27 protein-coding genes are annotated in these 26,240 nt (G+C 60.2%); 4 read left to right on the top strand and 23 right to left on the bottom strand.

What is annotated here, in order from left to right:
* Positions 1 to 7: 7 nt before the first annotated feature.
* From xseA to leuA, 3 genes are all read left to right on the top strand, one after another.
* Positions 8 to 1,387: an exodeoxyribonuclease VII large subunit gene (gene xseA / locus BHC62_RS08550; RefSeq protein ID WP_070994742.1), complete on the top strand. Its 1,380-nt coding sequence runs from the start codon at positions 8 to 10 to the stop codon at positions 1,385 to 1,387.
* A gap of 3 nt (positions 1,388 to 1,390) precedes the next feature.
* Positions 1,391 to 2,212, top strand: coding sequence for a M23 family metallopeptidase (locus BHC62_RS08545; RefSeq protein ID WP_029298523.1), 822 nt, complete (start codon positions 1,391 to 1,393; stop codon positions 2,210 to 2,212).
* Positions 2,213 to 2,594: 382 nt separating this feature from the next.
* A complete protein-coding gene (leuA, locus tag BHC62_RS08540) occupies positions 2,595 to 4,274 on the top strand; it encodes a 2-isopropylmalate synthase (protein WP_070994741.1) in 1,680 nt (559 codons plus the stop codon).
* 174 nt (positions 4,275 to 4,448) lie between these two features.
* Here the strand turns inward: leuA and BHC62_RS08535 are convergent, their stop codons facing one another.
* From BHC62_RS08535 to trmJ, 21 genes are all read right to left on the bottom strand, one after another.
* Complete coding sequence (locus BHC62_RS08535) at positions 4,449 to 5,240, bottom strand: amidohydrolase (RefSeq protein WP_070994767.1); 792 nt, start codon at positions 5,238 to 5,240, stop codon at positions 4,449 to 4,451.
* Positions 5,228 to 6,376, bottom strand: coding sequence for a pyridoxal phosphate-dependent aminotransferase (locus tag BHC62_RS08530; protein WP_070994740.1), 1,149 nt, complete (start codon positions 6,374 to 6,376; stop codon positions 5,228 to 5,230). The genes BHC62_RS08535 and BHC62_RS08530 overlap by 13 nt, the downstream gene beginning before the upstream one ends.
* Before the next feature lie 217 nt (positions 6,377 to 6,593).
* Positions 6,594 to 8,063: a ribosome biogenesis GTPase Der gene (gene der / locus BHC62_RS08525; protein ID WP_029298532.1), complete on the bottom strand. Its 1,470-nt coding sequence runs from the start codon at positions 8,061 to 8,063 to the stop codon at positions 6,594 to 6,596.
* 258 nt (positions 8,064 to 8,321) lie between these two features.
* On the bottom strand, positions 8,322 to 9,473 hold the full coding sequence (gene bamB / locus BHC62_RS08520) for an outer membrane protein assembly factor BamB (RefSeq protein ID WP_029298534.1): 1,152 nt from the start codon (positions 9,471 to 9,473) through the stop codon (positions 8,322 to 8,324).
* Positions 9,466 to 10,107, bottom strand: coding sequence for a tetratricopeptide repeat protein (locus BHC62_RS08515; protein WP_029298536.1), 642 nt, complete (start codon positions 10,105 to 10,107; stop codon positions 9,466 to 9,468). The genes bamB and BHC62_RS08515 overlap by 8 nt, the downstream gene beginning before the upstream one ends.
* A gap of 41 nt (positions 10,108 to 10,148) precedes the next feature.
* Positions 10,149 to 11,438: a histidine--tRNA ligase gene (gene hisS, locus BHC62_RS08510; RefSeq protein WP_029298538.1), complete on the bottom strand. Its 1,290-nt coding sequence runs from the start codon at positions 11,436 to 11,438 to the stop codon at positions 10,149 to 10,151.
* Between the two features lie 23 nt (positions 11,439 to 11,461).
* Positions 11,462 to 12,571, bottom strand: coding sequence for a flavodoxin-dependent (E)-4-hydroxy-3-methylbut-2-enyl-diphosphate synthase (gene ispG / locus BHC62_RS08505; RefSeq protein ID WP_029298540.1), 1,110 nt, complete (start codon positions 12,569 to 12,571; stop codon positions 11,462 to 11,464).
* Positions 12,572 to 12,573: 2 nt separating this feature from the next.
* A complete protein-coding gene (locus tag BHC62_RS08500; RefSeq protein ID WP_070994739.1) occupies positions 12,574 to 13,566 on the bottom strand; it encodes a RodZ family helix-turn-helix domain-containing protein in 993 nt (330 codons plus the stop codon).
* The gene (gene pilW, locus BHC62_RS08495; RefSeq protein ID WP_070994738.1) at positions 13,566 to 14,324 is read right to left on the bottom strand and encodes a type IV pilus biogenesis/stability protein PilW; all 759 of its coding nucleotides are present in this window, start codon (positions 14,322 to 14,324) and stop codon (positions 13,566 to 13,568) included. Before pilW ends, BHC62_RS08500 begins: the two co-directional genes overlap by 1 nt.
* A gap of 12 nt (positions 14,325 to 14,336) precedes the next feature.
* Complete coding sequence (gene rlmN, locus BHC62_RS08490; RefSeq protein WP_029298546.1) at positions 14,337 to 15,485, bottom strand: 23S rRNA (adenine(2503)-C(2))-methyltransferase RlmN; 1,149 nt, start codon at positions 15,483 to 15,485, stop codon at positions 14,337 to 14,339.
* Positions 15,486 to 15,513: 28 nt separating this feature from the next.
* Positions 15,514 to 15,939: a nucleoside-diphosphate kinase gene (ndk, locus tag BHC62_RS08485; RefSeq protein ID WP_017846179.1), complete on the bottom strand. Its 426-nt coding sequence runs from the start codon at positions 15,937 to 15,939 to the stop codon at positions 15,514 to 15,516.
* Between the two features lie 91 nt (positions 15,940 to 16,030).
* Complete coding sequence (gene iscX, locus BHC62_RS08480) at positions 16,031 to 16,231, bottom strand: Fe-S cluster assembly protein IscX (RefSeq protein ID WP_029298549.1); 201 nt, start codon at positions 16,229 to 16,231, stop codon at positions 16,031 to 16,033.
* 14 nt (positions 16,232 to 16,245) lie between these two features.
* A complete protein-coding gene (fdx, locus tag BHC62_RS08475) occupies positions 16,246 to 16,587 on the bottom strand; it encodes an ISC system 2Fe-2S type ferredoxin (protein ID WP_029298551.1) in 342 nt (113 codons plus the stop codon).
* 3 nt (positions 16,588 to 16,590) lie between these two features.
* Entirely contained in the window at positions 16,591 to 18,453 is a 1,863-nt protein-coding gene (gene hscA, locus BHC62_RS08470; RefSeq protein WP_029298553.1) for a Fe-S protein assembly chaperone HscA, read from the bottom strand.
* A gap of 51 nt (positions 18,454 to 18,504) precedes the next feature.
* The gene (gene hscB, locus BHC62_RS08465; protein WP_038446309.1) at positions 18,505 to 19,026 is read right to left on the bottom strand and encodes a co-chaperone HscB; all 522 of its coding nucleotides are present in this window, start codon (positions 19,024 to 19,026) and stop codon (positions 18,505 to 18,507) included.
* A gap of 8 nt (positions 19,027 to 19,034) precedes the next feature.
* On the bottom strand, positions 19,035 to 19,358 hold the full coding sequence (iscA, locus tag BHC62_RS08460) for an iron-sulfur cluster assembly protein IscA (RefSeq protein ID WP_010565230.1): 324 nt from the start codon (positions 19,356 to 19,358) through the stop codon (positions 19,035 to 19,037).
* Between the two features lie 28 nt (positions 19,359 to 19,386).
* Positions 19,387 to 19,773, bottom strand: coding sequence for a Fe-S cluster assembly scaffold IscU (gene iscU, locus BHC62_RS08455; protein ID WP_003443374.1), 387 nt, complete (start codon positions 19,771 to 19,773; stop codon positions 19,387 to 19,389).
* Between the two features lie 99 nt (positions 19,774 to 19,872).
* Positions 19,873 to 21,087 carry an IscS subfamily cysteine desulfurase gene (locus tag BHC62_RS08450; protein WP_070994737.1) on the bottom strand — a complete coding sequence of 405 codons (1,215 nt, stop codon included), beginning with the start codon at positions 21,085 to 21,087 and terminating at the stop codon, positions 19,873 to 19,875.
* Positions 21,088 to 21,137: 50 nt separating this feature from the next.
* Complete coding sequence (iscR, locus tag BHC62_RS08445) at positions 21,138 to 21,629, bottom strand: Fe-S cluster assembly transcriptional regulator IscR (protein WP_003210305.1); 492 nt, start codon at positions 21,627 to 21,629, stop codon at positions 21,138 to 21,140.
* Positions 21,630 to 21,932: 303 nt separating this feature from the next.
* Complete coding sequence (gene cysE / locus BHC62_RS08440; protein WP_029298570.1) at positions 21,933 to 22,715, bottom strand: serine O-acetyltransferase; 783 nt, start codon at positions 22,713 to 22,715, stop codon at positions 21,933 to 21,935.
* 2 nt (positions 22,716 to 22,717) lie between these two features.
* Entirely contained in the window at positions 22,718 to 23,488 is a 771-nt protein-coding gene (gene trmJ / locus BHC62_RS08435; protein ID WP_070994736.1) for a tRNA (cytosine(32)/uridine(32)-2'-O)-methyltransferase TrmJ, read from the bottom strand.
* 145 nt (positions 23,489 to 23,633) lie between these two features.
* Between trmJ and suhB the strand changes: the two genes are divergently transcribed.
* Entirely contained in the window at positions 23,634 to 24,449 is an 816-nt protein-coding gene (suhB, locus tag BHC62_RS08430) for an inositol-phosphate phosphatase (RefSeq protein ID WP_003175971.1), read from the top strand.
* A 204-nt stretch (positions 24,450 to 24,653) separates the two neighbouring features.
* Here suhB and BHC62_RS08425 read toward each other — a convergent pair whose 3' ends face one another.
* Both BHC62_RS08425 and secF read right to left on the bottom strand, forming a co-directional pair.
* Positions 24,654 to 25,196, bottom strand: a complete 543-nt coding sequence (locus BHC62_RS08425; RefSeq protein WP_029298576.1) for a glycine zipper 2TM domain-containing protein — start codon at positions 25,194 to 25,196, stop codon at positions 24,654 to 24,656.
* Positions 25,197 to 25,319: 123 nt separating this feature from the next.
* On the bottom strand, positions 25,320 to 26,234 hold the full coding sequence (gene secF / locus BHC62_RS08420) for a protein translocase subunit SecF (RefSeq protein ID WP_029298578.1): 915 nt from the start codon (positions 26,232 to 26,234) through the stop codon (positions 25,320 to 25,322).
* Positions 26,235 to 26,240: the final 6 nt, after the last annotated feature.

The following is a 26,240-nucleotide window of genomic DNA, read 5'->3' as shown; positions in this document are numbered from 1 at the left end:
TCTTGCCATGATGAAAGACCCGTTTGCCCGCCTGGGCCTGGACCGCGAAGTCCTGACTGTCAGCCAGCTCAACGGCCGCGCTCGGGTGTTGCTCGAGGACGTGTTCACCAATATCTGGGTCGAAGGCGAGATCTCCAACCTCGCCCGCCCGGCCTCTGGGCATGTGTATTTCACCCTCAAGGACAGCGGCGCGCAGGTGCGTTGTGCGTTGTTTCGCAATAACGCCGCGCGGGTGCGCCAGGCGCTGAAGGATGGCCTGGCGGTCAAGGTGCGGGGCAAAGTCTCGCTGTTCGAGGGGCGTGGCGACTACCAGTTGATCCTCGACACTGTAGAGCCAGCCGGCGATGGTGCGCTGCGCCTGGCCTTCGATGCCTTGAAGGAAAAGCTCAGCGCCGAAGGGCTGTTCAGTGCCGAGCGCAAGGTGCCGCTGCCGGCCCATCCGCGCCGCATCGGCATTATCAGTTCACCCACCGGCGCGGTGATTCGCGACATCATCAGTGTATTCGCCCGCCGTGCACCAAACGTGCAACTGACCCTGATCCCCACCGCCGTACAGGGCCGCGAGGCCGTGGCGCAGATCGTCCGCGCCCTCAAGCTGGCGGATGCCCGGGGCTTTGATGCGCTGATCCTCGCCCGTGGCGGCGGCTCGCTGGAAGACCTCTGGTGTTTCAACGAAGAAGCCGTGGCCCGTGCCATCGATGCGTGTGTCACGCCCATCGTCAGTGCGGTTGGCCATGAAACCGATGTATCCATCAGTGACTTCGTGGCCGATGTGCGCGCCCCCACGCCCTCGGCTGCCGCTGAGTTGCTGGCGCCGGATGCCAGCAACCTGGTACGCCAGGTCGAAAGCCTGCACCGGCGCCTGGTGATGTTGATGCGCAATCGACTGACCCACGACCGCCTGCGCCTGGAAGGCATGGCCCGGCGCCTGCGTCACCCCGGTGAGCGTCTGCGCCAGCAGGCCCAGCGTCTGGATGACCTGGATATGCGCCTGCGTAGGGCGTTCGAGCGCAGCCTCAATACCCGTCGCGAACGCCTGATCCGCCTCGAAACCCGCCTGGCCGGCCAGCACCCGGGGCGCCAACTGGCCCTGCTGCGCCAGCGCCTGGACAGCCTCGCCGAGCGCCTGCCCCGGGCCATGCGCGAAGGTCTCAAGGCGCGCCGCCTGCAACTGCAAAGCCAGGTGCAGACGTTGCAGGTGGTCAGCCCGCTGGCGACCCTGGGCCGTGGCTACAGCATCCTGCTGGACGAGCGCGGCCAGGCCATTCGCAATGCCGCGCAAACCCACACCGGACAGCGCCTGACCGCGCGTCTCGGTGAGGGCCAACTGCAAGTGCGGGTGGAAGATAACCACCTGACACCCGTCACCCTTTCATTACTGGATTGATTGATGCCTCGTCTATTTAGCCTGTTGCTGCTGCTGTGCCTCGCTTTTAACGCCCACGCCGACAGCTACATCACCCGCACCCTGAACAAGCCGGTGCCCGGTGGCGTGGCCGTGGTCGACCTGGGCCCTGGGGCCGTCGCGCCAAAAGCCACTTATCAGGGCAAACCGGTGCTAGTGGTCAAGGAACAGGACAACTGGCTGGCGATTGTCGGCATCCCGCTGACGGTCAAGCCCGGTAACGAGCGCATCAGCAGCGGTGGGCGCAACCTGCCGTTTATCGTCGGTTTCAAGAAGTATCCAGAACAGCGCATCACCCTGAAGAACAAAAGCCAGGTCAACCCCGAGCCTGCGCAACTCAAGCGCATCGAGGGCGAGTTGGCCGTGCAGCTCAAGGCTTACCGCAGCTTCAGCCCGAACCTGCCAAGCAACCTGGTGCTGGACAAGCCAGTGAACGGCCCGCTGTCCAGCAAGTTCGGCGTGCGCCGCTTCTTCAACGGTGAAGAACGCAACCCGCACTCGGGCCTGGACTTCGCGGTGCCCGCTGGCACGCCGATCAAGACCCCGGCCAATGGCAAGGTGATTCTGGTGGGGAACTACTTCTTTAACGGCAACACGGTGTTTGTCGACCACGGCCAGGGCTTTATCAGCATGTTCTGCCATATGTCGAAGATTGATGTGAAGGTGGGCCAGCAACTGGTGCGCGGGGCGGTGGTTGGCAAGGTCGGTTCGACGGGCCGAGCGACCGGGCCGCATATGCATTGGAATATCAGCTTGAATGACGCGCGGGTGGACCCGGCGATTTTTATAGGGGCGTTCCAGCCTTGATCTGATCGCAGGGCAGACTGGCGTCATCGCAGGCTTGCACGCGATGGCGCCAGATCAGTCTGCACTGATTGCGCATCTGCAAACCCTCACGCAAATAAAACAAAGCTTCCAGACTTTACTCACCATAAAATCTCGTTTACCAAAGCAATAGCAGAACTTCTCTCAATTTTTTCCGACTGCTTGCCATCTTTCACCTCGCCGGTTAGGGTTGAGCTTATGAAAACCTCTCACACCCTCATTCAGCTCCGCCAGCACCGCAGCCTGTGCCTCGTCAGCGCACGACTGCCAGGCTGAATCGATCTGCCTCGTCCCCGGTTTGCATCCCTAATAAACGCTTTCTGGCAGGCCGCCTCTTCTCGGCCCTACAACAAGGATTCTTCTGATGAGCATGCTCAAAGACCCGTCTTCGAAATACCGCGCGTTCCCGACCATTGATATCCCGGACCGTACCTGGCCGTCGAAGACCATCACCACCGCGCCGATCTGGTGCAGTTCCGACTTGCGCGACGGCAACCAGTCGTTGATCGAACCGATGGACGCCGTGAAGAAACTGCGTTTCTGGAAAACCCTGGTCTCGGTGGGCGTGAAAGAGATCGAAGCCTCGTTCCCGGCCGCTTCGCAGACTGACTTCGACTTCGTACGCACCCTGATCGAAGACAACCATATCCACGAGGACACCACCATCCAGGTGCTGACCCAGGGCCGTGAAGACTTGATCGCGCGTACTTTCGAATCCTTGCGCGGCGCCAAGAAAGCCATCGTGCACTTGTACAACGCCACCTCGCCGTCCTTCCGCCGTATCGTGTTCAATCAGGACAAGGACGGGATCAAGGCCATCGCGGTCGACGCCGCCAAGCTGTTCGTCAAGTACGCCGCCCAGCAGCCGGAAACCCAGTGGACTTTCGAGTACTCGCCAGAGACCTTCAGCGCCACTGAGCTGGAGTTCGCCAAGGAAGTATGTGACGCAGTGATCGAGGTGTGGAACCCGACGCCCGAGCACAAGATGATCCTCAACCTGCCGGCCACCGTGGAGTGCGCCACGCCGAACATCTATGCCGACCAGATCGAATGGTTCGGTCGCCATATCAACCGTCGTGACAGCGTGATCATCAGCCTGCACACCCACAACGACCGTGGCACTGGCGTCGCCGCCACCGAGCTGGGCCTGATGGCGGGTGCCGACCGTGTCGAAGGCTGCCTGTTCGGCAACGGCGAGCGTACTGGTAACGTCGACCTCGTCACCGTCGCCTTGAACCTCTACACCCAGGGCGTAAACCCTGAGTTGGACTTCTCCGATATCGACGGCGTGCGCAAAGTGGTCGAGGAGTGCAACCAGATCCCGGTGCACCCACGTCACCCGTATGTGGGCGATCTGGTCCACACCGCGTTCTCCGGCTCGCACCAGGATGCAATCCGCAAAGGCTTCGCCCAGCAGAAACCGGATGCCTTGTGGGAAGTGCCGTACTTGCCAATCGACCCGGCCGATATTGGCCGCAGCTACGAAGCGGTGATCCGCGTCAACAGCCAGTCGGGCAAGGGCGGTATCGCTTACCTGCTGGAACAGGAATACGGCATCAGCTTGCCACGCCGCATGCAGATCGAGTTCAGCCAGGTAGTCCAGGCCGAAACCGACCGCGTGGGCCTGGAGATGACCGCCTCGCAGATCCACGCGTTGCTGCAGCGTGAATACCTGCAAGCCAACACCCCGTACGCGCTGGTCAGCCACCGCTTGCAGGAAGAAAACGGCAACAGCTCGGTAGAAGTTGAAGTCTCCGGCAAGGGCCAGGGCGAAACCAACCTGCGCTGGCACGGCAAAGGCAACGGCGCGCTGGAAGCGCTGGTGGCCGGCCTGCCGATTGGTGTCGAGATCATGGACTACAACGAGCACGCGATCGGCGCAGGTACTAACGCCAAGGCTGCGGCTTACATCGAACTGCGCGTGAACGGCGAGCGTCCGGTGCATGGCGTGGGGATTGATGAAAACATCACCACGGCCAGCTTCAAGGCGGTGTTCAGCGCGCTGAACCGCTCGTTGAGCCAGCTGGAAGCGAAAGCGGCGTAACTGACCGCTGAAAAGCCAAAGGCCCCTGGATGCGAATCCAGGGGCCTTTTTGCTTTGGGGCTGGCGTGGTGCTGATGGCCCTATCGCGGGCAAGCCCGCTCCCACATTTGGAATGCATTTCCCTGTGGGAGCGGGCTTGCCCGCGATAGCTATCTCCCATACACCAAAGATTTATCAGACAAACTGAAAGCTATCGGCATCCAGGTTCGCCGGAAACCTCTGGCGATACTCCGCCAACTGCGCCGCCTCCAGGCAGACCTGGAACACCCCGTCCGCCTCCCCTGCGCTCAACAGGCTTTCGCCCTGGAAGTCGAGGACTTGGCTGTCCCCCGTGTAAGCAAACCCCTTGCCGTCCGTTCCCACCCGGTTTACCGCCGCCACATAGCACAAGTTCTCGATGGCCCGCGCCGGCAACAGGCGGTTCCAGTGCTGGCGCCGTGCCCCCGGCCAATTGGCGGTGTACAACAACAGGTCCGTATCCTGGGCATCACGACTCCACACCGGGAAGCGCAGGTCGTAGCAGATCAACGGGCGAATCCGCCAGCCCTTGAGCTCGAACTGCACCTGCCGCTCGCCCGGGGTGTAGTGATTGTGCTCACCCGCCATGCGAAACAGGTGCCGCTTGTCGTAGTGCAACACCTCGCCATCGGGTCGCGCCCACAACAGGCGGTTGCGGTGACTGCCATCGGCGGCCTGGATAATCACGCTGCCGGTAATGACCGCGTTGTGCTTCTGTGCCTGGACCTTGAGCCACTCATGGGTCGGGCCGTTTTCGGCTTCGGCCAGGGCTTCGGACTCCATGGAAAAACCGGTGGTGAACATTTCCGGCAGCACGATCAAGTCGGCGCCCCTGGCTTGCTCCAGCAGCAACTCGAAATGCTCCAGGTTGGCCTGGCGGTCATGCCAGGCCAGGGTGGTCTGGACCAGGGCGATGTTCAGATCGGGTAACGCACTCAGATCACGCATAGTTTCTCGGCTGCTTGGCGCAGCGTCTCCTCGCGTTTGGCAAAGCACAGGCGCACCAGGCGCTGGCCTTGGGGTGGGGTCTGGTAGAACACCGAGACCGGAATCGTCGCCACGCCATGTTCGCGGGTCATCCACAGCGACATGGCCACGTCATCCAGGTCCGGGCGAATCTGTGAGTAATCCACCAGTTGAAAGTAAGTACCGGCCACCCGCGTGAAACTGAAACGCGAGGGGGCCAGCAGATCGCAGAACAGGTCACGCTTGGCCTGGTAAAAAGCCGGTAGCTCCTCGACGTGTTCAGGGTGCTCGGCCATAAAGTCGGCCAGGGCGAACTGCAACGGCGTCACGCCGCAGAAGCTGACGTATTGATGCACCTTGCGCAGTTCGACGCTCAAGGCCGCAGGCGCAACCACGTAACCGGTTTTCCAGCCAGTAACGTGGTAGGTCTTGCCAAAAGAGCTGACCACGAACGCGCGCCGATACAGCTCCTCGTGGGCCAGGACGCTGACGTGGGGAATGCCATCGAATACCAGGTGTTCGTAGACCTCATCGCTGACCAGATAGATATCACGGTCACGGATCAGCTCGGCCAACTGGTCCAGCTCGGCACGGCTGATCAGGGCGCCGCTGGGGTTGTGCGGGGTGTTGAGGATGATCATGCGCGTGCGCGGTGATAGCGCGGCCTTGATCTGCTCGAAATCCAGGCTGAAGTCCACCAGCCCCAATGGCACATGCACACAACGACCGCCGGCCAGCTCCACGGAGGGCTCGTAGCTGTCGTAGCACGGGTCGAAGACGATGACTTCATCACCGCTGCGGATCACCGCCTGGATCGCACAGAAGATCGCCTGGGTGGCGCCGGGGGTGATGGTCACCTCGCTGTCGGGATCAACCTGCACGCCGTAGCTGCGGGCGACCTTGGCCGCCACTTGCTCGCGCAGGGCCGGTAGACCGGTCATTGGCGCGTATTGGTTATGACCGTTGGCAACATGTTTACCCACCGCGTCGAGCAAGGCCTGGGGGCCGTTGAAATCGGGGAAGCCCTGGGACAGGTTCAGCGCGCCGGTTTGCGCAGCGAGTTGCGACATGGTGGTGAAGATGGTGGTGCCGACGTTTGGCAGCTTGCTGGTGATCATTCGGTGGGCCCCTGACGGTGAGTTACAAGTTGTAAGCTGCAAGCGCCGAGGGGTCAATCGTGGGGCACAAAAAAGGGCTCGTTCAGAGCCCTTTTTGGGTAACGCCTAACTGGTATAGGTACTGGCTTGCCTGGGTAGCGGTGGGTCAGTCAGCAAGTTGGTGTCTGATCTATCGCTATCGCGGGCAAGCCCGCTCCCACACAAGCCAGCCCCACAGTCAGCGGCGGTCTTTACGCTTTTTGTCAGCCTTCTTGTTGTGGCTCATCAAGCGACGTTTCTTGTTCACTTGGCGGTCAGTCAGGCTGTTCTTGTTGCCTTCGTACGGGTTCTCGCCACCTTTGAACTCGATGCGGATCGGCGTACCGACCAGCTTCAAGACACGACGGTAGGTGTTTTCCAGGTAGCGCACGTAGGACTTAGGCACCTTCTCGATCTGGTTACCGTGGATCACGATAATCGGCGGGTTGGCACCACCCAAGTGGGCGTAACGCAGCTTGATCCGGCGGTTGTTGACCATCGGCGGCGCGTGCTCGCCAACTGCATCCTCAAGGATCTGGGTCAGGCGGTTGGTCGGCCAGCGGGTGACCGCGGACTTGAACGAGTTCTGTACCGAGGCGTAGAGGTTGCCCACGCCGGTGCCGTGCAGCGCCGAGATAAAGTGGATGTCGGCGAAGTCGACGAAGAACAACCGGCGTTGCAGCTCGACCTTGACGAAGTCACGCTCGCTCGGGGTCATGCCGTCCCATTTGTTGATCGCGATCACCAATGCCCGACCGGCCTCCAGGGCAAAGCCCAGCAGGTTGAGGTCGTGGTCGACCACGCCTTCGCGGGCGTCCATGACGAAGATCACCACGTTGGCGTCTTTGATCGCCTGCAGGGTTTTCACCACCGAGAACTTTTCGACTTCCTCGTGGATCTTGCCGCGCTTGCGCACACCGGCGGTGTCGATCAGCGTGTACTTCTCGTCGTTGCGCTCGAACGGGATGTAGATGCTGTCACGGGTGGTGCCGGGCTGGTCATAGACGATTACCCGGTCTTCACCGAGCATGCGGTTGACCAGGGTCGACTTGCCGACGTTCGGACGGCCAATGATGGCGATCTTGATGCCGTCTTTTTCGCTTGGGCCAGGAATGCGCTTGGCTTCCTCACCTTCGGCAACGAGTTCTTCTTCGCCTTCAACTTCGTCGGCGTCATCCTTGGGAAAGTCGCGCAGGGCGATTTCCAGCATCTGGGTGATGCCGCGACCATGGGCACCGGCGACCGGGATCGCGTCACCCAGGCCCATCGGGCTGAATTCGGCGCGGGCCGCCTCAGGATCGATGTTGTCGATCTTGTTGGCGATCAGATAGGAACGCTTGTTGCGCTTGCGCAGGTGCTCGCCGATCATCTGGTCGGCAGCGGTGTAGCCCGCACGGGCATCCACCAGGAACAACACGACATCGGCTTCTTCAATGGCCAGCAGCGACTGCTCGGCCATCTTTTCGTCCATGCCATGCTCGTCACCGGAGATACCACCGGTGTCGACAATAATGTAGGAGCGCCCTTGCCACTTTGCCTCACCGTATTGGCGATCACGGGTCAGACCGGACAAGTCGCCGACGATGGCGTCGCGAGTCCTGGTCAGGCGGTTGAACAAGGTGGACTTGCCGACGTTAGGTCGGCCCACCAGGGCGATTACGGGAACCATGCGGCTCTCCACTGCGTTATTTCAGAAAATACAAAAGCCGCTGCAAGGCAGCGGCTGGTGCTCGGGGCGGCATTTGAAATGCCACATGCCCTGCTCTGCCCCCGCTACTGTAGGAGCGAGCTTGCTCGCGAAAAACCCGAGGACAACGCGTTTATCCAGAAAACCCGCGTTATCGTTGACGTCCTTCGCGAGCAAGCTCGCTCCTACAGCAACAGGTATTGAAGTAGGGCCGCCTGGGGGTTACCCCAAGCATAGTTCTTACTTGATGGTCAGGGCTTCCAGCTTGCCGCTGTTACCAAACACATAAAGCATGTTGCCTACCACCAGCGGACGCGCACGCAGGCCGTCGCTGTCGATACGTTCACGGCCGACAAAGCGCCCGTCCACCTGGCTTAGCAGGTGCAGGTAACCTTCCAGGTCGCCTACCGCTACATAGCTGGAGAACACTTCCGGCGCCGACAGTTGACGGCGAGCCAGCGAGTCGTTGCTCCACAGGGCTGTGGTGGAACGCTCGTCGACGCTTTCAACGGTACCGGATGCCAGGCTCACGTAGACGCTGCCAAACCCTTGGGCGACACCGGCGTAGCTGGAGGCATCACGCTGCCAGAGAACACGGCCGCTTTGCAGGTCCAGCGCCGCAACGCGGCCCTGGTAAGTGGCGACGTACAGGGTTTCACCCGACAGCAGCAAGCCACCGTCGATGTCCACGACACGGTCCAACTCGGAGCGACCTTGCGGAATGGCGACCCGCGATTCCCAGGCCGGCACGCCGTTCTGGGTATCCAAGGCGACCACTTTACCGGTCGAAAGACCTGCCAGCGCCAGGTTATTGGTCACAACCGGACCACTGGTACCGCGCAATGTCAGCACCGCAGGGGTGCTGTCGTACAGCCAGCGCTGCTCACCGGTGTTGGCGTCAAGGCCGATGACACGGTCATCCTGGGTTTGCACCACGACGATATCGCCATTGGTGGCAGGCGGTGCGAGCACTTCACTGGTCACGCGAGCGCGCCATTTCTCTTCACCGGTGCTCGAATCCAGGGCCACGACTTCGCCTTTCAGCGTGCCGATCATCACCATGCCGTAACCCACGCCAACGGCGCCGGAAACCGGCAGTTCGAGATCTTTCTTCCACTTGACGTCGCCGTTCATGCGGTCCATGGAGATCACGACACCATTCACGTCAGCGGCCACAATGTTGTCACCGTCGATTGCCGGTACCAACATGTTGTAGGTATCACCCTGGCCGTCACCGATGGAGCGGCTCCACTGCTTTTGCAGGACCACTTCTTCCTTAAAGCTGGTCAGCTCGGCCGGAGGCAGTTCTTTTTTGCTGTTGCTGCTGCAACCCGCGGCCAAAACGGCCAGAGCCAGCAATGCTGCATGTTTCCAACGGATCACGTCACGCATCCCCTTTGGCCAAGTCGTCCAGCTTGATTTGTAAGCCACCGACCGCTGCTTCATCAGACAGCGCAGCCTTGGCTTTTTGGTACGCAGCATTGGCTTCGTCGGTACGACCCAATTGGACCAGCAGGTCCCCCTTGAGCTCTTCGCGAGTGGCTACAAATGCCTTGTCAGCATCGCCGTCGAGCAGTTTCAGTGCTTCGTCGGCCTTGTTCTGTGCAGCCAGGACCTGGGCCAGGCGCTGACGTGCGATTTCACCCAGGGTCGGGTTGCTCGGCTTGTCGGCGATGGCTTTGAGTTCGGAGGCTGCGTCATCCAGCTTGCCGGTATCGACCGCGACTTTCGCGACGAACAGGCTGCCGTATTGGGCGTAGGTGCTACCGCCAAATTCGTTTTTCAGCTTGCCGGCCAGGTCCGCCACTTGGGCAGGATCAGGCTTGCCAGTAGGGGTCAGCGTGGTTTCCAGCAGTTGCTGATAGAGCATCGAGGCGCCTTGCGACTGATTGCTCTGATACTTCTGGAACGCCTGCCAACCGAACACCACCACCAGCGCCAACAGGCCGCCAGTTACCAGGGGTTTGCCGTTACGCTGCCACCAGTCTTTGAACTCGGCCAGCTGATCATCTTCAGTACTCGACACCCCAATACTCCTTAATCGCTAAATTCGGCTGTTTGACAGCTTCAACCCTGCACGATGCAGGTGGCCAAGTGCGCGGCAAGCGCATCAAAGGCAATGCTTTGTTGTTCGCCCTGGCCACGCAGGGGTTTGACACTTACTACTTGCTGGGCCAGTTCATCGTCGCCCAGGATCAGCGCGTACAACGCGCCACTCTTGTCGGCTTTCTTGAATTGGCTCTTGAAGCTGCCAGCGCCGGCGTTGACCTGCAGGCGCAGGCTCGGCAGTTGGTCGCGCAACTGTTCGCTCAAGGCCAGGCCAGCCAGTTCGGCCGCCTCGCCAAAGGCGCACAGGTAAACGTCCACCTGACGGGAAATTTCTTCGGGGATCTGCTCCAGGGTTTCCAGCAGCAGGATCAGCCGCTCGATGCCCATGGCAAAGCCCACGCCCGTAGTCGGCTTGCCGCCCATCTGCTCGACCAGGCCGTCGTAGCGACCACCGGCACACACGGTGCCCTGGGCGCCGAGCTTATCGGTGACCCACTCGAACACGGTCTTGCTGTAGTAATCAAGGCCACGCACCAACTTGGGGTTGATCACGTAGGGAATACCGGCCGCATCCAGGCGAGCCTTGAGGCCCTCGAAATGCGTGCGGGATTCATCGTCCAGGTAGTCGGCCATTTTCGGCGCGTCGACCAGCACGGCCTGGGTGTCGGCGTTCTTGGTATCGAGGACGCGCAACGGGTTGGTCTTCAGGCGACGCTGGCTGTCTTCATCGAGCTTGTCCAGGTGGGCCGACAGGTACTCGACCAGGGCTTCGCGGTAGCGGCCACGGGATTCGCTGGTGCCCAGGCTGTTGAGTTCGAGCTTGACCGCGTCGCGAATGCCCAACTGGCCCCACAGGCGCCAGGTCAGTACGATCAACTCGGCATCGATATCCGGGCCATCGAGGTTGAAGACTTCGCAACCGATCTGGTGAAACTGGCGGTAACGGCCTTTTTGCGGGCGTTCGTGCCGGAACATCGGGCCGATGTACCATAGCTTCTGAGTCTGCCCACCACCGGTGATGCCATGTTCGAGCACGGCGCGCACGCACGCAGCGGTACCTTCCGGACGCAGGGTCAGGGAGTCGCCGTTGCGGTCTTCGAAGGTGTACATCTCTTTTTCGACGATGTCGGTCACTTCACCGATGGAGCGCTTGAACAGCTCGGTGAACTCGACGATTGGCATGCGGATCTGCTTGTAACCGTAGTTATCCAGCAGGCGCGCGACCGTGCTCTCGAAATAGCGCCACAGGGGCGTCTGTTCGGGCAGGATGTCGTTCATGCCACGGATGGCTTGCAGAGACTTGCTCACATCAAATCCTTAAATTCGTTCAATCAGCCGCGAGCGATCAGCGCTGCGTCTGCGGCGACCTTCTCGGCCGCTTTGTCGCGGATCAGCTTTTCCAGCTGATCCACCAGATTGTCATTCGTCAATTTCTGCGACGGCTTGCCGTCGATGTAAATCAGGTTCGGGGTACCGCCGGTCAGGCCCACATGTGCCTCTTTGGCCTCACCTGGCCCGTTGACCACACAACCGATGACCGCGACATCCAGCGGCACCAGCAGGTCTTCCAGGCGTACTTCCAACTCGTTCATGGTTTTCACCACGTCGAAGTTCTGCCGCGAGCAGCTCGGGCAGGCAATAAAATTGATGCCACGGGAGCGTAGATGCAGGGATTTGAGAATGTCGTAGCCGACTTTCACTTCCTCTACCGGGTCCGCCGCCAGGGAGATGCGAATGGTATCGCCAATCCCGTCGGCCAGCAGCATACCGAGACCTACTGCAGATTTCACTGTGCCTGAACGCAAACCGCCGGCTTCAGTGATGCCCAGGTGCAACGGCTGCACGATTTCCTTGGCCAACAGGCGGTAGGCTTCTACGGCCATGAACACGTCGGAAGCCTTTACGCTGACCTTGAAGTCCTGGAAATTCAGGCGTTCAAGGTGCTCGACATGGCGCAGTGCGGACTCGACCAGCGCTGCCGGAGTAGGCTCGCCATATTTCTTTTGCAGGTCTTTTTCCAGGGAACCGGCGTTGACGCCGATACGGATCGGGATCCCGCGATCGCGGGCAGCGTCGACCACGGCACGCACTCGGTCTTCGCGGCCGATGTTGCCCGGGTTGATCCGCAGACAGTCGACGCCCAGTTCGGCTACGCGCAGAGCGATCTTGTAGTCGAAGTGAATATCGGCGACCAACGGCACCTTGACCAGTTGCTTGATGCGGCCGAAAGCTTCGGCGGCGTCCATATCCGGCACGGAAACCCGCACGATATCGACGCCCGCAGCCTCCAGGCGGTTGATCTGGGCCACGGTGGCCGCCACATCATTGGTGTCGCTGTTGGTCATGCTCTGTACGGCGATGGGGGCATCGCCACCCACCGGCACGGAGCCAACCCAGATCTTGCGCGATACGCGACGTTTGATTGGAGATTCGCCGTGCATGACTATTGTCCCAACTTCAGGCGAGCGGTCTCGCCACTGGTGAACGGCGCCACGTCCACAGGCTGGCCGTTGTAGGCCACTTGCGCGCCACGGGCAAAGCCCAGACGCAGCGTCAAAGGAGGCTTGCCGACCTGATCAAGCGTATCTCCCTTACGCTTCAAAGCACTGAACAGGACCTTGCCATTGCCATCGGTGACTTGTGTCCAGCAGTCAGCGACGTAGGTAATCTGGAGACGGCCATCGCCGGCCACACTGGCAGGCGCCTGGGCGACAGGGGCGGCTACCGTTGGCGCGACCGGGGTCGGGGCCGGAGCGGCGGGCGCCTGGGCCGCAGTGGCCGGGGCCGGGGCCGGGGTTGCCGGCACGGCTGGAGCCGGCGCAACGGTGGCCGGAGCCGATTCAGTGCCGGCATCGACGGGCGGTTGAGCCGCTTGCAGGTCAAGGTTGGTTCCAGCTGCGGCCTCGCCCTGGGCCACAGCCTGGTCTTCCGGCTCGTCCAGGGGGTGGATCTGGGTGGTGCCGTCGGCGCTTTCGACTTCGACATGCTCCAGGGCGTTGCTGACCAGGTCCTTGCTGCGCAGCGAGGTCTGATCCTGCCACCAGATAAAGCCACCACCGATCACTGCAATCAGCAGCAACAGGCTGACAATTCGCAAAATAGTGTGGGAAACGCGCACCGGCTCTTCAATACGACCGAGACCGTGCACGTTGCTGCCCTGGGAGTCGGTACCGGTGAACTGGTCGAATTGCTGGACCAGGATGGCCTGGTCGGTGCCCAACAGCTTGGCGTAGGCACGGATATAACCGCGGGCGAAGGTATGCCCGGGCAGTTTGTCGAACGCGCCGTTTTCCAGGTTGCCCAGGGAAGTGGTGGTCAAATTGAGCTTGAGGGCCACTTCTTCCAGTGACCAACCATTGCTTTCGCGGGCCTGACGCAAGGTCTCGCCTGGGTTAACGCGATTAGCGGCTACAACTTCCGGGTGCGCGGCTTTCATCATTGCTCCGACAGGTATTGCTGATATTCCGGCGTACCGGGATAGAGTCGTTCTAGTTGCTGGCCAAAACGTGCGGCCTTGTCGCGTTCTTCATGAACCGTGGCCAGGCGCACACCGAGCAATAGACTACGTGCATTTTGCCCACTGAGCAGGCTAAAACGCTCGTAATAGTCACGTGCCGGCACATAATGCCTGTCTTCAAACGACAACTGGGCCATTTCAAGCAAGGCCCGTGGCTGGCGTTGGTTCAGGTGCAGGGCTTTTTCCAGTTGCTGGCGGGCTTTTTCCCGCTGGCCAAGGCGCACAGACGTCACCCCAAGGTTCTCGAAAACCCGCGAACGTTCAGGATATAGGGTATCAGTGGCTGCCTGCTGGAAATAACCGGATGCTTGTTCATAACGTTCCTGCTGGAACAGGAAGCTGCCGTAGTTATTGAGCAGGCGCGGATCATGGGGGCGAACCGCCAGAGCCTTCTGGTAATACTGGTCGGCCAGCTCGGGCTCGGCCTGGGCCTGGAATACCAGGGCCAGCGCCGCATTGGCGTCGGCATCCTGGTTGTCGAGGGCCAGGGCCTTTTGCAGCGGCACCTTGGCCTGCTCGCTCAACCCCTGGCGCAGGTAACCCAGCCCCAACTGCACATAGGCAGCACGCGCTTCGTCACGGCCCTTGCCGGTTTGCAACGGGCTGTCAGAGCCCGATGAAACACAGCCAACCGAGAGGCTGGCAACAAGCAAAAGCAGCGCAAGGCGCAAGGGCATAGAGATCCTCTCTCAGATTCGATTCACAGCAATTTGCGGCAAATCGTCGGCGGCGTTCAGTTCACGCACGGCGATATAACGCTCGCTACGACGGGTGCGGTCCAGCACCTGTCCGACCAATTGGCCACAGGCGGCGTCGATGTCTTCACCACGGGTGGTGCGCACAGTCACGTTGTAGCCTGCCTGGTGCAGTTGATCCTGGAAACGGCGGATGGCGTTGTTGCTCGGCCGCTCGTAGCCAGAATGGGGAAACGGGTTGAACGGGATCAGGTTGATCTTGCACGGGGTGTTCTTGAGCAACTCGATCATCTCGACCGCGTGTTCGACCTTGTCGTTGATGTCCTTGAGCATGGTGTACTCAATGGTCAGCACGCGCTTCTCACCCAAGGTCGCCATATAACGCTGGCAAGACTCGAGCAGCATCTTAAGCGGATACTTCTTGTTGATCGGCACCAATTGGTTACGCAATGCGTCATTGGGTGCGTGCAGCGACAACGCGAGGGAGACGTCGATGTGCTTGGCCAGCTCATCGATCATCGGGACCACGCCGGAGGTCGACAGGGTCACACGGCGCTTGGAGATGCCGTAGCCCAGGTCGTCCATCATCAAATGCATGGCCGCAATCACGTTGTCGAAGTTCAGCAGCGGCTCACCCATGCCCATCATCACCACGTTGGTGATGGCACGGTCGACGGTTGCCGGGACGCTGCCAAAGGATTTGTTGGCAATCCACACCTGGCCGATGACTTCGGCGGCAGTGAGGTTGCTATTGAAGCCTTGCTTGCCGGTGGAGCAGAAACTGCAGTCCAGGGCACAGCCTGCCTGGGACGAAACGCACAAAGTGCCGCGCTTGCCCTGGGGAATGTAGACGGTCTCGACGCAACTGCCGGACGCCACGCGCACCACCCACTTACGGGTGCCGTCGCTGGAGATGTCCTCGCTGACAACCTCGGGACCACGGACCTCGGCAATAGCCTTGAGCTTGTCGCGCAGGGCTTTGCTGACGTTCGTCATGGCGTCGAAATCGTCGACGCCAAAGTGGTGAATCCACTTCATTACCTGACCGGCACGGAAACGCTTCTCCCCGATTGAGTCGAAGAATTTTTCCATTTCCTGTTGAGTCAGCCCCAGCAGGTTGGTTTTTACAGTCGATGTAGTCATGGATTCACCTTCACTCTTAAGCCAATGCTTAGCGAGTGGTTACTTCAGTAGCTGCGAAGAAGTACGAAATTTCGCGAGCAGCAGCGGCTTCGGAGTCCGAACCGTGTACAGCGTTGGCGTCGATGGAGTCAGCGAAGTCAGCACGGATGGTGCCGGCAGCAGCTTCTTTAGGGTTGGTAGCGCCCATCAGCTCACGGTTCAGAGCGATAGCGTTTTCGCCTTCCAGAACCTGTACAACAACAGGACCGGAGATCATGAAGGCAACCAGGTCGCCGAAGAAACCACGAGCGCTGTGCTCAGCGTAGAAGCCTTCAGCTTCAGCCTTGGACAGTTGCTTGAGTTTCGAAGCTACAACCTTCAGGCCGGCTTTTTCGAAACGAGTGGTGATCTCGCCGATGACGTTTTTTGCAACAGCGTCAGGCTTGATGATGGAGAAAGTACGTTGAACAGCCATGGTGTAACTCCAGAAACGGTAATTTGCGAAAAATTAAACCCGCGAATTATACGCGGGTTCTTGGGTATTGCCTAACTGCGTGAGGGAGGCTTCAGTCCTGTTCTTCTTTCCAGGCAGTCTGGATAGCTTCAAGAACCTTTTCACCGCCGCGATCCCGCTCGTCGTCGAACCCTGGCAAGGCCATGACCATGTCACGCAAAGCTACAAAGTTCACCGAATAGGGATCCATATCCGGATGGCCATCGGCCAGCAGAATAGCGATCTCTTGCACATCAACCCATTTAAGACTCATGACACTTCCTTGAATCAGTGCGGCGCTTCGGCCGCATGGTTGAGCGAATACTTCGGAATTTCGACGGTGAGGTCTTCAGTCCCCACCTTTGCCTGACAGCTCAGGCGCGAAGTCGGTTCCAGGCCCCATGCCCTATCAAGATAGTCCTCTTCCAGCTCATCGGCCTCTTCGAGGCTATTGAAACCTTCGCGGATAATGCAGTGACAGGTGGTGCAGGCATTGACGCCACCACAGGCACTCTCAATCTCGATGTGGTTGTCATGGGCGACTTCGAGAAGGGACTTGCCGGTCTCAGCCTCCACGACCATACCGTCCGGGCAATGCTCGGCGTGTGGCAGAAAAATGACCTGCGGCATCAGTTATTCCTCAATTTCATTCAGGTTGCGTCCCGCCAGGGCGGCTTTCACCGTCTGGTTCATACGACGGGCGGCAAAGGCATCGGTTACTTGTGAAAGGCGCTTGGTCTGTTGTTCGATGGCATAACCATCGGTGCCTTTCATCAATTCGGCCAGTTCCTGCATCTGCAGGTCGATGACCAGGCGTTCTTCAGCATCCAGAAGGCGCTCGCCGTCGGCCTCAAGGGCGCCCTGCACAGCCTCGAGAAGGCGCTGGGCATCGACTTGCTGTTCACGCAGTACACGGGCGACCTTGTCATCACCGGCATACTGGAACGAATCCTTGAGCATCTTGGCGATTTCGCCGTCGGTCAGGCCGTAGGACGGCTTGACCTGGATACTGGCTTCAACGCCCGAGCCCAACTCACGCGCGGCCACACTGAGCAGGCCATCGGCGTCGACCTGGAAGGTCACGCGAATCTTCGCTGCACCCGCGACCATCGCCGGGATGCCGCGCAATTCAAAGCGCGCCAGGGAGCGGCAGTCGCTGATCAGCTCACGCTCGCCTTGCAGCACATGAATCATCATGGCCGTCTGGCCATCTTTATACGTGGTGAAGTCCTGGGCGCGGGCGACGGGAATGGTGGTGTTGCGTGGAATCACCTTCTCCATCAAGCCACCCATGGTTTCCAGGCCCAGGGACAACGGAATCACGTCGAGCAGAAGCAGTTCGCCACCCTCTCGCTTGTTGCCAGCCAGGGTATCGGCCTGGATCGCAGCACCAATGGCCACCACTTGATCCGGATCGATTTCGGTCAGCGGCTGACGACCAAAGGCTTCGGCCACGGCTTCGCGAACCCGTGGCACACGGGTCGAACCGCCAACCATGACCACTGCGCCAACTTCTTCCAGCTCGATACCGGAGTCACGCACGGCGCGACGGCAGGCTTTCAGACTACGGGCAACCATCGGCTCGATCAGCGCATCGAAGGCTTCACGGGTCAGTTGAGCCGACCATGAGCCGTAGGAAACCTCAACAGATGCAGCGTCAGTCAGGGCTTCTTTGGCCGCGCAGGCCGTTTGCAGCAGATTGCGCTGGGCGCCCGGATCGAGGTCGGCGGACAAGCCGGCGCTGGTGATGATCCAACCGGCGATGGCGTGGTCGAAGTCGTCACCCCCCAGGGCACTGTCGCCACCGGTAGCCAGGACTTCGAAAACACCGCCAGTCAGGCGCAGGATGGAAATATCAAAAGTACCGCCACCCAGGTCGTAAATCGCGACCAGGCCTTCGGCATGCTGGTCCAGGCCATAGGCCACGGCAGCAGCGGTTGGCTCGTTGAGCAGGCGCAAGACATTGAGGCCGGCCAGTTTCGCCGCATCCTTGGTGGCTTGGCGCTGGGCATCATCGAAATATGCCGGAACGGTGATCACCGCCCCTACCAGCTCGCCGCCCAAGGTGGTTTCGGCGCGCTGGCGCAGGACCTTGAGGATATCGGCCGACACTTCCACCGGGCTTTTCGGGCCTTGGATGGTGTCGATAAACGGCATATGGGATTCACCGCCGACAAAGCGGTACGGCAGTTGATCGCCCAATTGCTTGACGTCGGACAACCCACGACCCATCAAGCGCTTGACCGACAACACCGTGTTCAACGGATCGGTAGAGGCCGCGAGCCTGGCCGACTCGCCCACTTCGGTGCGGTCAGCGTGATAGCGCACGGCGGACGGCAGGATCACCTGGCCATCAGCATCGGGCAGCGGCTCGGAGAGACCGCTGCGCAGTGCGGCGACCAGTGAATTGGTAGTACCCAAGTCGATGCCAACCGCCAGGCGACGCTGGTGCGGTTGAGGACTTTGGCCGGGTTCGGCGATCTGCAGTAGAGCCATGGTAATCAGGTCTTATCTGTCTATCAGGCGTGCAATCTGTGCAGCACTGGGTTAATCGTCGAGGCGCTCTTCTAACTGGCGCACTTCGTAAGTGAGCTTGTCGAGGAACTGCATGCGCCGCATCAGGCGTTCGGCCTGTTCACGCTGCGCTGCATCATCCCAACAAGCTGCGAAGCTTTCGTTGAGCTCATCCTGGGCCACTTTCAGACGGCGCTTGAAGACCGCGACGCCAGCCAGATCGGCCTCGTCCTGCAAGTCTTCGAGCTCCTCGCGCCATTGCATCTGCTGCATCAGGAAATCAGGGTCATGGACCGTAACTTCCAGCGGCAACTCGCGACCGCCCATGGCGAGCAGGTAACGCGCGCGCTTGGGAGGGCTTTTGAGCGTCTGATAGGCTTCGTTGAGGCTGGCTGACTGCTCCAGCGCCAGGCGTTGCTCACGCTCGGAAGCGTCGGCAAAGCGGTCCGGATGCACCCCACGCGCCAATTCACGGTAGCGCGTGGCAAGCTGTTCGAGGTCCAGGCGAAAACTCGGCTGCAACTCGAATAAAGCGAAATGACAAGGAGTACCCACAAATAGCCTCAGATGTTGAAGCTTTCGCCGCAGCCACATTCACCGCGCACGTTGGGGTTGTTGAACTTGAAGCCTTCGTTCAACCCTTCCTTGACGAAATCGAGCTCGGTGCCGTCCAGGTAGGTCAGGCTTTTAGGGTCGATGATCACTTTCTCGCCGTGACTTTCGAACACCTGGTCTTCCGCAACCACCTCGTCGACGAACTCCAGCACATAGGCAAGGCCGGAACAGCCCGTGGTGCGCACACCCAGACGAATCCCCTCACCTTTACCGCGCCCATCCAGGGAGCGTCGCACGTGCCGCGCAGCCGCTTCTGTCATGCTGATAGCCATCGTTGACTCCTTACTCGTCGCCAAATGCTTAGATCAAGCCTTTCTTCTGCTTGTAGTCGCGAACGGCCGCCTTGATGGCGTCTTCTGCGAGTACCGAGCAGTGAATTTTCACTGGCGGCAGGGCCAGTTCTTCGGCCAGCTGAGTGTTCTTGATGGTCTCTGCTTCATCCAGAGTCTTGCCTTTCATCCACTCGGTCGCCAGGGAGCTGGAGGCGATGGCCGAACCGCAGCCATAGGTCTTGAACTTGGCATCTTCGATGATGCCCTGCTCGTTGACCTTGATCTGCAGGCGCATGACGTCGCCGCACGCCGGAGCGCCGACCATGCCGGTGCCGACATCAGGATCTTCCGCGTCCATCTTGCCGACGTTGCGCGGGTTTTCGTAGTGGTCGATGACCTTTTCGCTGTAAGCCATGGTACTCAATCCTCACTCATCAGGGCCGCTCTGGAACCCTGTAGAAACGCCTGCGTTTTCCGCCACGTTCCTACAGAGCTTGGGTGGCGGCTTCTATATTTAGTGTGCCGCCCACTCGATCTTGGAAATATCGACACCGTCTTTGAACATGTCCCACAGCGGCGACAGAGTGCGCAGCTTGGTGACCGCTTCGCAGACTTTCTGCGCCGCGTAGTCAACTTCTTCTTCGGTGGTGAAACGGCCGAACGTAAAGCGGATGGAACTGTGCGCCAACTCGTCGTTGCGGCCCAGGGCGCGCAGGACATAGGACGGCTCAAGGGAGGCCGAGGTGCAGGCCGAACCAGACGAAACCGCCAGGTCCTTGAGCGCCATGATCAGCGACTCGCCTTCAACGTAGTTGAAGCTCAAATTCAGGTTGTGCGGTACGCGGGCGGTCATGCTGCCGTTGATGTACAGCTCTTCAAGGTTCTCGACCTGCTTGTAGAAGCGATCGCTGAGGGCCTTGATGCGCACGTTTTCGGCAGCCATGTCTTCCTTGGCTACGCGGAAGGCTTCGCCCATGCCCACGATCTGGTGGGTCGCCAGGGTGCCCGAACGCATGCCGCGCTCGTGACCGCCGCCGTGCATGGTGGCTTCGATGCGCACACGTGGCTTGCGGCTCACGTACAGCGCGCCAATGCCTTTGGGGCCGTAGGTCTTGTGGGCCGAGAACGACATCAGGTCGACTTTCAGCTTGGACAGGTCGATGTCGACCTTGCCGGTGGACTGGGCAGCATCGACATGCAGCAACACGCCCTTGGAGCGGGTCAGCTCGCCAATGGCGGCGATGTCGTTGATGGTGCCGATTTCGTTGTTTACGTGGATCACGGAAACCAGAATGGTGTCTTCACGCATCGCGGCTTCGATCATGGCCGGGGTGACGATACCGTCAGTGGTCGGCTCAAGGTAGGTAACCTCGAAACCTTCACGCTCCAGTTGGCGCATGGTGTCGAGGACGGCCTTGTGCTCGATCTTGGTGGTGATCAGGTGCTTGCCCTTGGTCGCATAGAAATGCGCGGCGCCCTTGATTGCCAGGTTGTCGGACTCGGTGGCACCGGAAGTCCAGACGATTTCACGCGGGTCGGCATTGACCAGGTCTGCGACCTGGCGACGAGCGTTCTCCACCGCTTCCTCGGCCTTCCAGCCAAAAACGTGGGAGCGAGAGGCCGGGTTGCCGAAGTTTCCGTCAACCAGCAGGCACTCGCTCATCTTTTGCGCGACACGCGGATCAACCGGGGTGGTCGCTGAGTAATCAAGGTAAATCGGCAATTTCATGGACTTTCTCCTAAATCAGGCTGGCTGGCGTGCCGTTAGCTCTGCGGCTGTCACTCGACGGCGGACGCTTCAATCTTGTCCAGGCGCGGCGCCTTGGTGTTGCATCGGCGCTGGTCCTGACGCTGGGCTACTTCCTGCACCTCACGGCGAGTCACAAGATCAGCCAAGCTGATACCACTCAAAAACTCATGGATCTGCAGGCTCAGGTCACACCACAAGTGGTGCGTCAGGCAGGTGTCGCCGGCATGGCAATCACCCAGGCCCTGGCACTTGGTGGCATCGACGGATTCATTCACCGCGTCGATCACCTGGGCAACCTGGATGCCCTGCATGTCGCGGGACAACTGATAACCGCCGCCCGGGCCGCGCACACTGGAAACCAGGTTACTGCGGCGCAACTTGGCGAACAGTTGCTCAAGGTAAGACAGGGAAATGCCTTGGCGCTCGGAGATATCGGCCAGGGACACCGGCCCGTTTTGCGCGTGCAGGGCCAGGTCAAGCATGGCGGTCACCGCGTAACGGCCTTTTGTAGTCAGTCTCATGGACAAGTACCAAGGTGTTTCAGAATGGGAGCAAGTATGCGATTCCCGAGTATTTAAGTCAACTATAAGACCTAGTACTTTAGTCAGGAATACCCGTAAAAAGGGCGCGCGAATTGTAGCAGGACGGGGTGGGATCGAACAGCGGCAGCGGACAACCTGCATTGCCAGGCACGCGGCAGATCAATTGTGGGAGCTGGCTTGTTCGCGCAGGCGGTGGGTCAGCCATTCGTTTAGGCGACTGAGACACCGCCTTCGCGGGCAAGCCCGCTCCCACAGGGGGGGGCTTGCGATGATCGCGAGGACTCAGCCGGCCTTGGTGGCGGCTTCGTCCTTTATTTCGGCGAAGTCTTCTTCGCGCAACTCAGGCAGATCCTTCGCACAGTAGGGACTGCCCAGATCCTTCAGCGCGCCGCACATGCCGTCCAACTTGCCGTCTACCGCCTGCAGATGGTCGAGCAACTGGCCAATGGCGCGCGCCACCGGGTCCGGCATGTCTTCGCTGACGCCGTAGGCATCGAAGCCGATTTTCTCGGCCATGGCCTTTCGTTTGGCCTCCTGCTCATCGCCGACTTCCGGTTTGACGATGATCCGCCCGGGAATCCCTACCACGGTGGCGCCTGGCGGCACCGCCTTGGTGACTACGGCATTGGAGCCAACCTTGGCCCCGGCACCGACGGTAAACGGCCCCAGGACCTTGGCCCCCGCCCCGACCACCACGCCATTTTCAAGGGTCGGGTGACGCTTGCCCTTGTTCCAGGTGGTGCCCCCCAGAGTCACGCCCTGGTAAAGGGTCACATCGTCACCAATCTCGGCGGTTTCACCAATAACGATGCCCATGCCATGGTCGATAAAGAAGCGACGACCCACCTTGGCCCCCGGATGAATCTCGATCCCGGTCAGCCAGCGACCGAAGTTCGACACCAGCCGCGCCAGCCACTTCCAGCCCATACCCCACAAGGCACCGGACAAACGGTGAATCCAGATCGCATGCATCCCGGGATAGCAGGTCAGCACTTCAAAGGCGTTGCGCGCCGCCGGGTCACGGTGGAAAACACTCTGGATATCTTCTCGCAAACGCTCGAACATTTTTAATCCTTCCGCTTAAGAAGCTCGCCACGGGCCGCTTTCTGGGTTTCCGTGAGGATGCCACGCAATATATTCATTTCTGCCCGGCTGACCGAGCTGCGTCCGTAAAGCCTGCGCAGGCGCGCCATCAAGTGCCGTGGTTTTTCCGGATCGAGGAATTCGATGGCCACCAGGGTTTGCTCCAGGTGTTCATAGAACCGCTCCAGCTCATCCATGGTGGCCAACTCGCCACTTTTGGTGGATGCAACCTCGTCCTTCTCCATCTTGCTCGGCTGGCCTTGTGCCGCCAACCAGGCCATTCGCACTTCATAACTCAACACTTGCACGGCGGCCCCGAGGTTCAGCGAGCTGAATTCAGGGTCCGATGGGATGTGCACGTGAAAATGACATCGCTGCAGCTCGTCATTGGTCAGGCCGGAGTCTTCACGACCAAATACCAAGGCGATTTCGGCGCCGCCGGCCGCCTCTTCGACCACTTTGGCCCCGCATTCGCGAGGATCGAGCAGCGGCCAGGGAATGCGGCGGTCGCGGGCGCTGGTGCCGAGCACCAGATTACAACCGACCAGAGCATCTTCCAGGCTGGCGACGACCTGGGCTTTTTCCAGGATGTCATTGGCGCCGGAGGCGCGAGCGTCGGCCTCATGGTGTGGGAACACACGTGGCTCCACCAGCACCAGGCGCGTCAGCCCCATGTTCTTCATAGCCCGCGCCACCCCGCCGATATTGCCGGGGTGACTGGTATTGACGAGGACGACACGAATGTTTTGCAGCAAGGGAGGCGCTCTCGGACACGGGAAAGGGGAGCAAATCTTACAGAACAGCCTAAGGTTATGCCATGAAAGCGAACGTCGTCCTTCACCTGAAGAAAGTTTCTGCTAGAATGCTCGGCTTTCTTTAACAACCTTAGGTGACACATCCATGCAGCCCATGCTGAATATCGCGCTGCGCGCCGCCCGCAGCGCCAGTGAATTGATCTTCCGCTCCATCGAGCGCCTGGATACCATCAAGGTCGACGAAAAAGACGCCAAGGATTATGTATCCGAGGTGGATCGCGCCGCCGAACAGAAAATCATCGACGCCCTGCGCAAGGCCTACCCTACCCACGGCATCCTCGGCGAAGAAACCGGCCTGCACAAAGGCAGTGGCGAAGGCGAAGACTACCTGTGGATCATCGACCCACTGGATGGCACCACCAACTTCCTGCGCGGCATCCCGCACTTTGCCGTGAGCATTGCCTGCAAATACCGTGGCCGCCTGGAACACGCAGTCGTACTCGACCCGGTTCGCCAGGAAGAATTCACCGCCAGCCGTGGCCGTGGCGCCCAGCTGAACGGTCGTCGCCTGCGCGTCAGCGGTCGCACCAGCCTGGACGGCGCCCTGCTGGGCACCGGCTTCCCGTTCCGTGATGACCAGATGGACAACCTGGAAAACTACCTGGGCATGTTCCGCGCCCTGGTTGGCCAGACCGCCGGCATCCGCCGCGCCGGTGCAGCCAGCCTGGACCTGGCCTACGTGGCCGCCGGTCGTTTTGATGCGTTCTGGGAATCAGGCCTGTCCGAGTGGGACATGGCTGCAGGCGCCCTGCTGATTCAAGAAGCCGGTGGCCTGGTGAGCGACTTCACCGGCGGCCACGACTTCCTGGAGAAGGGTCACGTGGTTGCAGGCAACACCAAATGCTTCAAGGCAGTACTGACGGCGATCCAGCCGCACCTGCCGGCTTCGCTGAAGCGTTAAGCGAGCGAGCACAAAAAAGCACCCCGAGGGGTGCTTTTTTTATGCCTGGGATTTGGCCGGAACCAGCTCCTACCGATTTGGGCAATGCCCAATGTGGGAGCTGGCTTGCCTGCGATAGCGCTCTGCCAGCTAGCTTACCGGTACAGACCCACCGCTTTCGCGAGCAAGCCCGCTCCCACACTTTGAACTTCGCCAGACTTGGTATTACTGCTGATTCTGGCCGAGGATCAGGCGACCCTCTTTATCCACAGGGATCTGGCTACCAGGATCACGCTCCATACGCACCGATCCTTCCTTGCCATCCAGGTTGTAACGCACGTCATACCCGACAACCTTGTCACTGATGTCGTTGACGGTGTTACAGCGCGTCTGGGTGGTGGTGTAGGTATCACGGTTCTGCATGCCTTCCTGAACCTTGTTACCGGCATAACCACCACCCACTGCACCGGCTACGGTGGCAATCTTCTTGCCAGTACCGCCGCCGATCTGATTACCCAGCAGGCCGCCGGCCAGGGCGCCAACCACGGTACCGGCGATTTGATGCTGATCCTGCACCGGACGTTGCCGGGTCACGGTGACGTCCTTGCAGACTTCACGAGGGGTTTTGATCTGGGTCTTGACCGGCTGCACCGCCAGCACTTGCGCATACTCAGGGCCGCTTTTTACCAGGCTGTAGGTGGCAACAGCACCCCCGGCAGTCACACCGACAGCACCCAATACCGCACCAACCAGTAACGACTTGTTCACGTGAACCTCCTGACCATCACAAGCGGACTGAAACGTCCGCGCTATACCCAGCCTTGGAGCAAAAAAAAAGGCGCGAGTTCAATACTCACGCCTTCTTTGTAACAGCAGATCAACAAACACCCATCAAGGGCGGTCGTCGACCTCCTTGTCTGTCGCAACAGGAGGAATAAGGTCTTCGCTGTTGAGGTTCAGCCAGATCAGCACCACGTTGGCGATGTAGATCGACGAGTAGGTGCCCGCCAGTACGCCGATAAACAGCGCCAGGGAGAAGCCCCACAGGTTGTCGCCACCGAAGATCATCAATGCGGCAATCGCCAGCAAGGTGGAGATCGACGTCGCCATGGTGCGCAACAGGGTCTGGGTGGTGGATATGTTGATGTTCTCGATCAACGTCGCCTTGCGCAGTACCCGGAAGTTCTCGCGAACCCGGTCAAATACCACGATGGTGTCGTTGAGGGAGTAACCAATGATCGCCAGCACCGCCGCCAATACTGTCAGGTCGAAGGTGATCTGGAAGTACGCCAGGATACCCACGGTCACGATCACGTCGTGGATCAGCGAGACAATGGCACCAACCCCGAACTTCCACTGAAAGCGGAAGGCCAGGTAGATCATGATGCCGGCCAGCGCCATCAGCATGCCGAGGCCGCCTTGGTCGCGCAGTTCTTCACCCACCTGCGGGCCGACGAACTCGACGCGCTTGACCGACGCCGGGTTGTCGCCGCCGACCTTGAGCAAGGCCTCCGCTACCTGGTGACCCAGTTGCGGGTCTTCGCCAGGCATACGCACCAGCAGGTCGGTGGTCGCGCCAAAACTCTGCACGATGGCCTCGTGATAACCGGCCTCGTTCAGTTGGGTACGCACCTTGGTTACGTCGGCCGGCTTCTCGTAGGTCAGCTCGATGAGCGTACCGCCGGTGAAGTCCAGACCGTAGTTCAGGCCCTTATGGAACCAGCTGAACAACGCCAGGACGGTAAGGAGCACAGTGACGCCGAACGCAACGTTGCGAACGCCCATGAAGTTGATTGTACGTAACATGGCAGC

It is taken from the genome of Pseudomonas sp. 06C 126 (assembly GCF_001855215.1).
Taxonomy (GTDB): Bacteria; Pseudomonadota; Gammaproteobacteria; order Pseudomonadales; family Pseudomonadaceae; genus Aquipseudomonas; species Aquipseudomonas proteolytica.
This window is presented reverse-complemented; position numbering and strand designations above follow the sequence as displayed.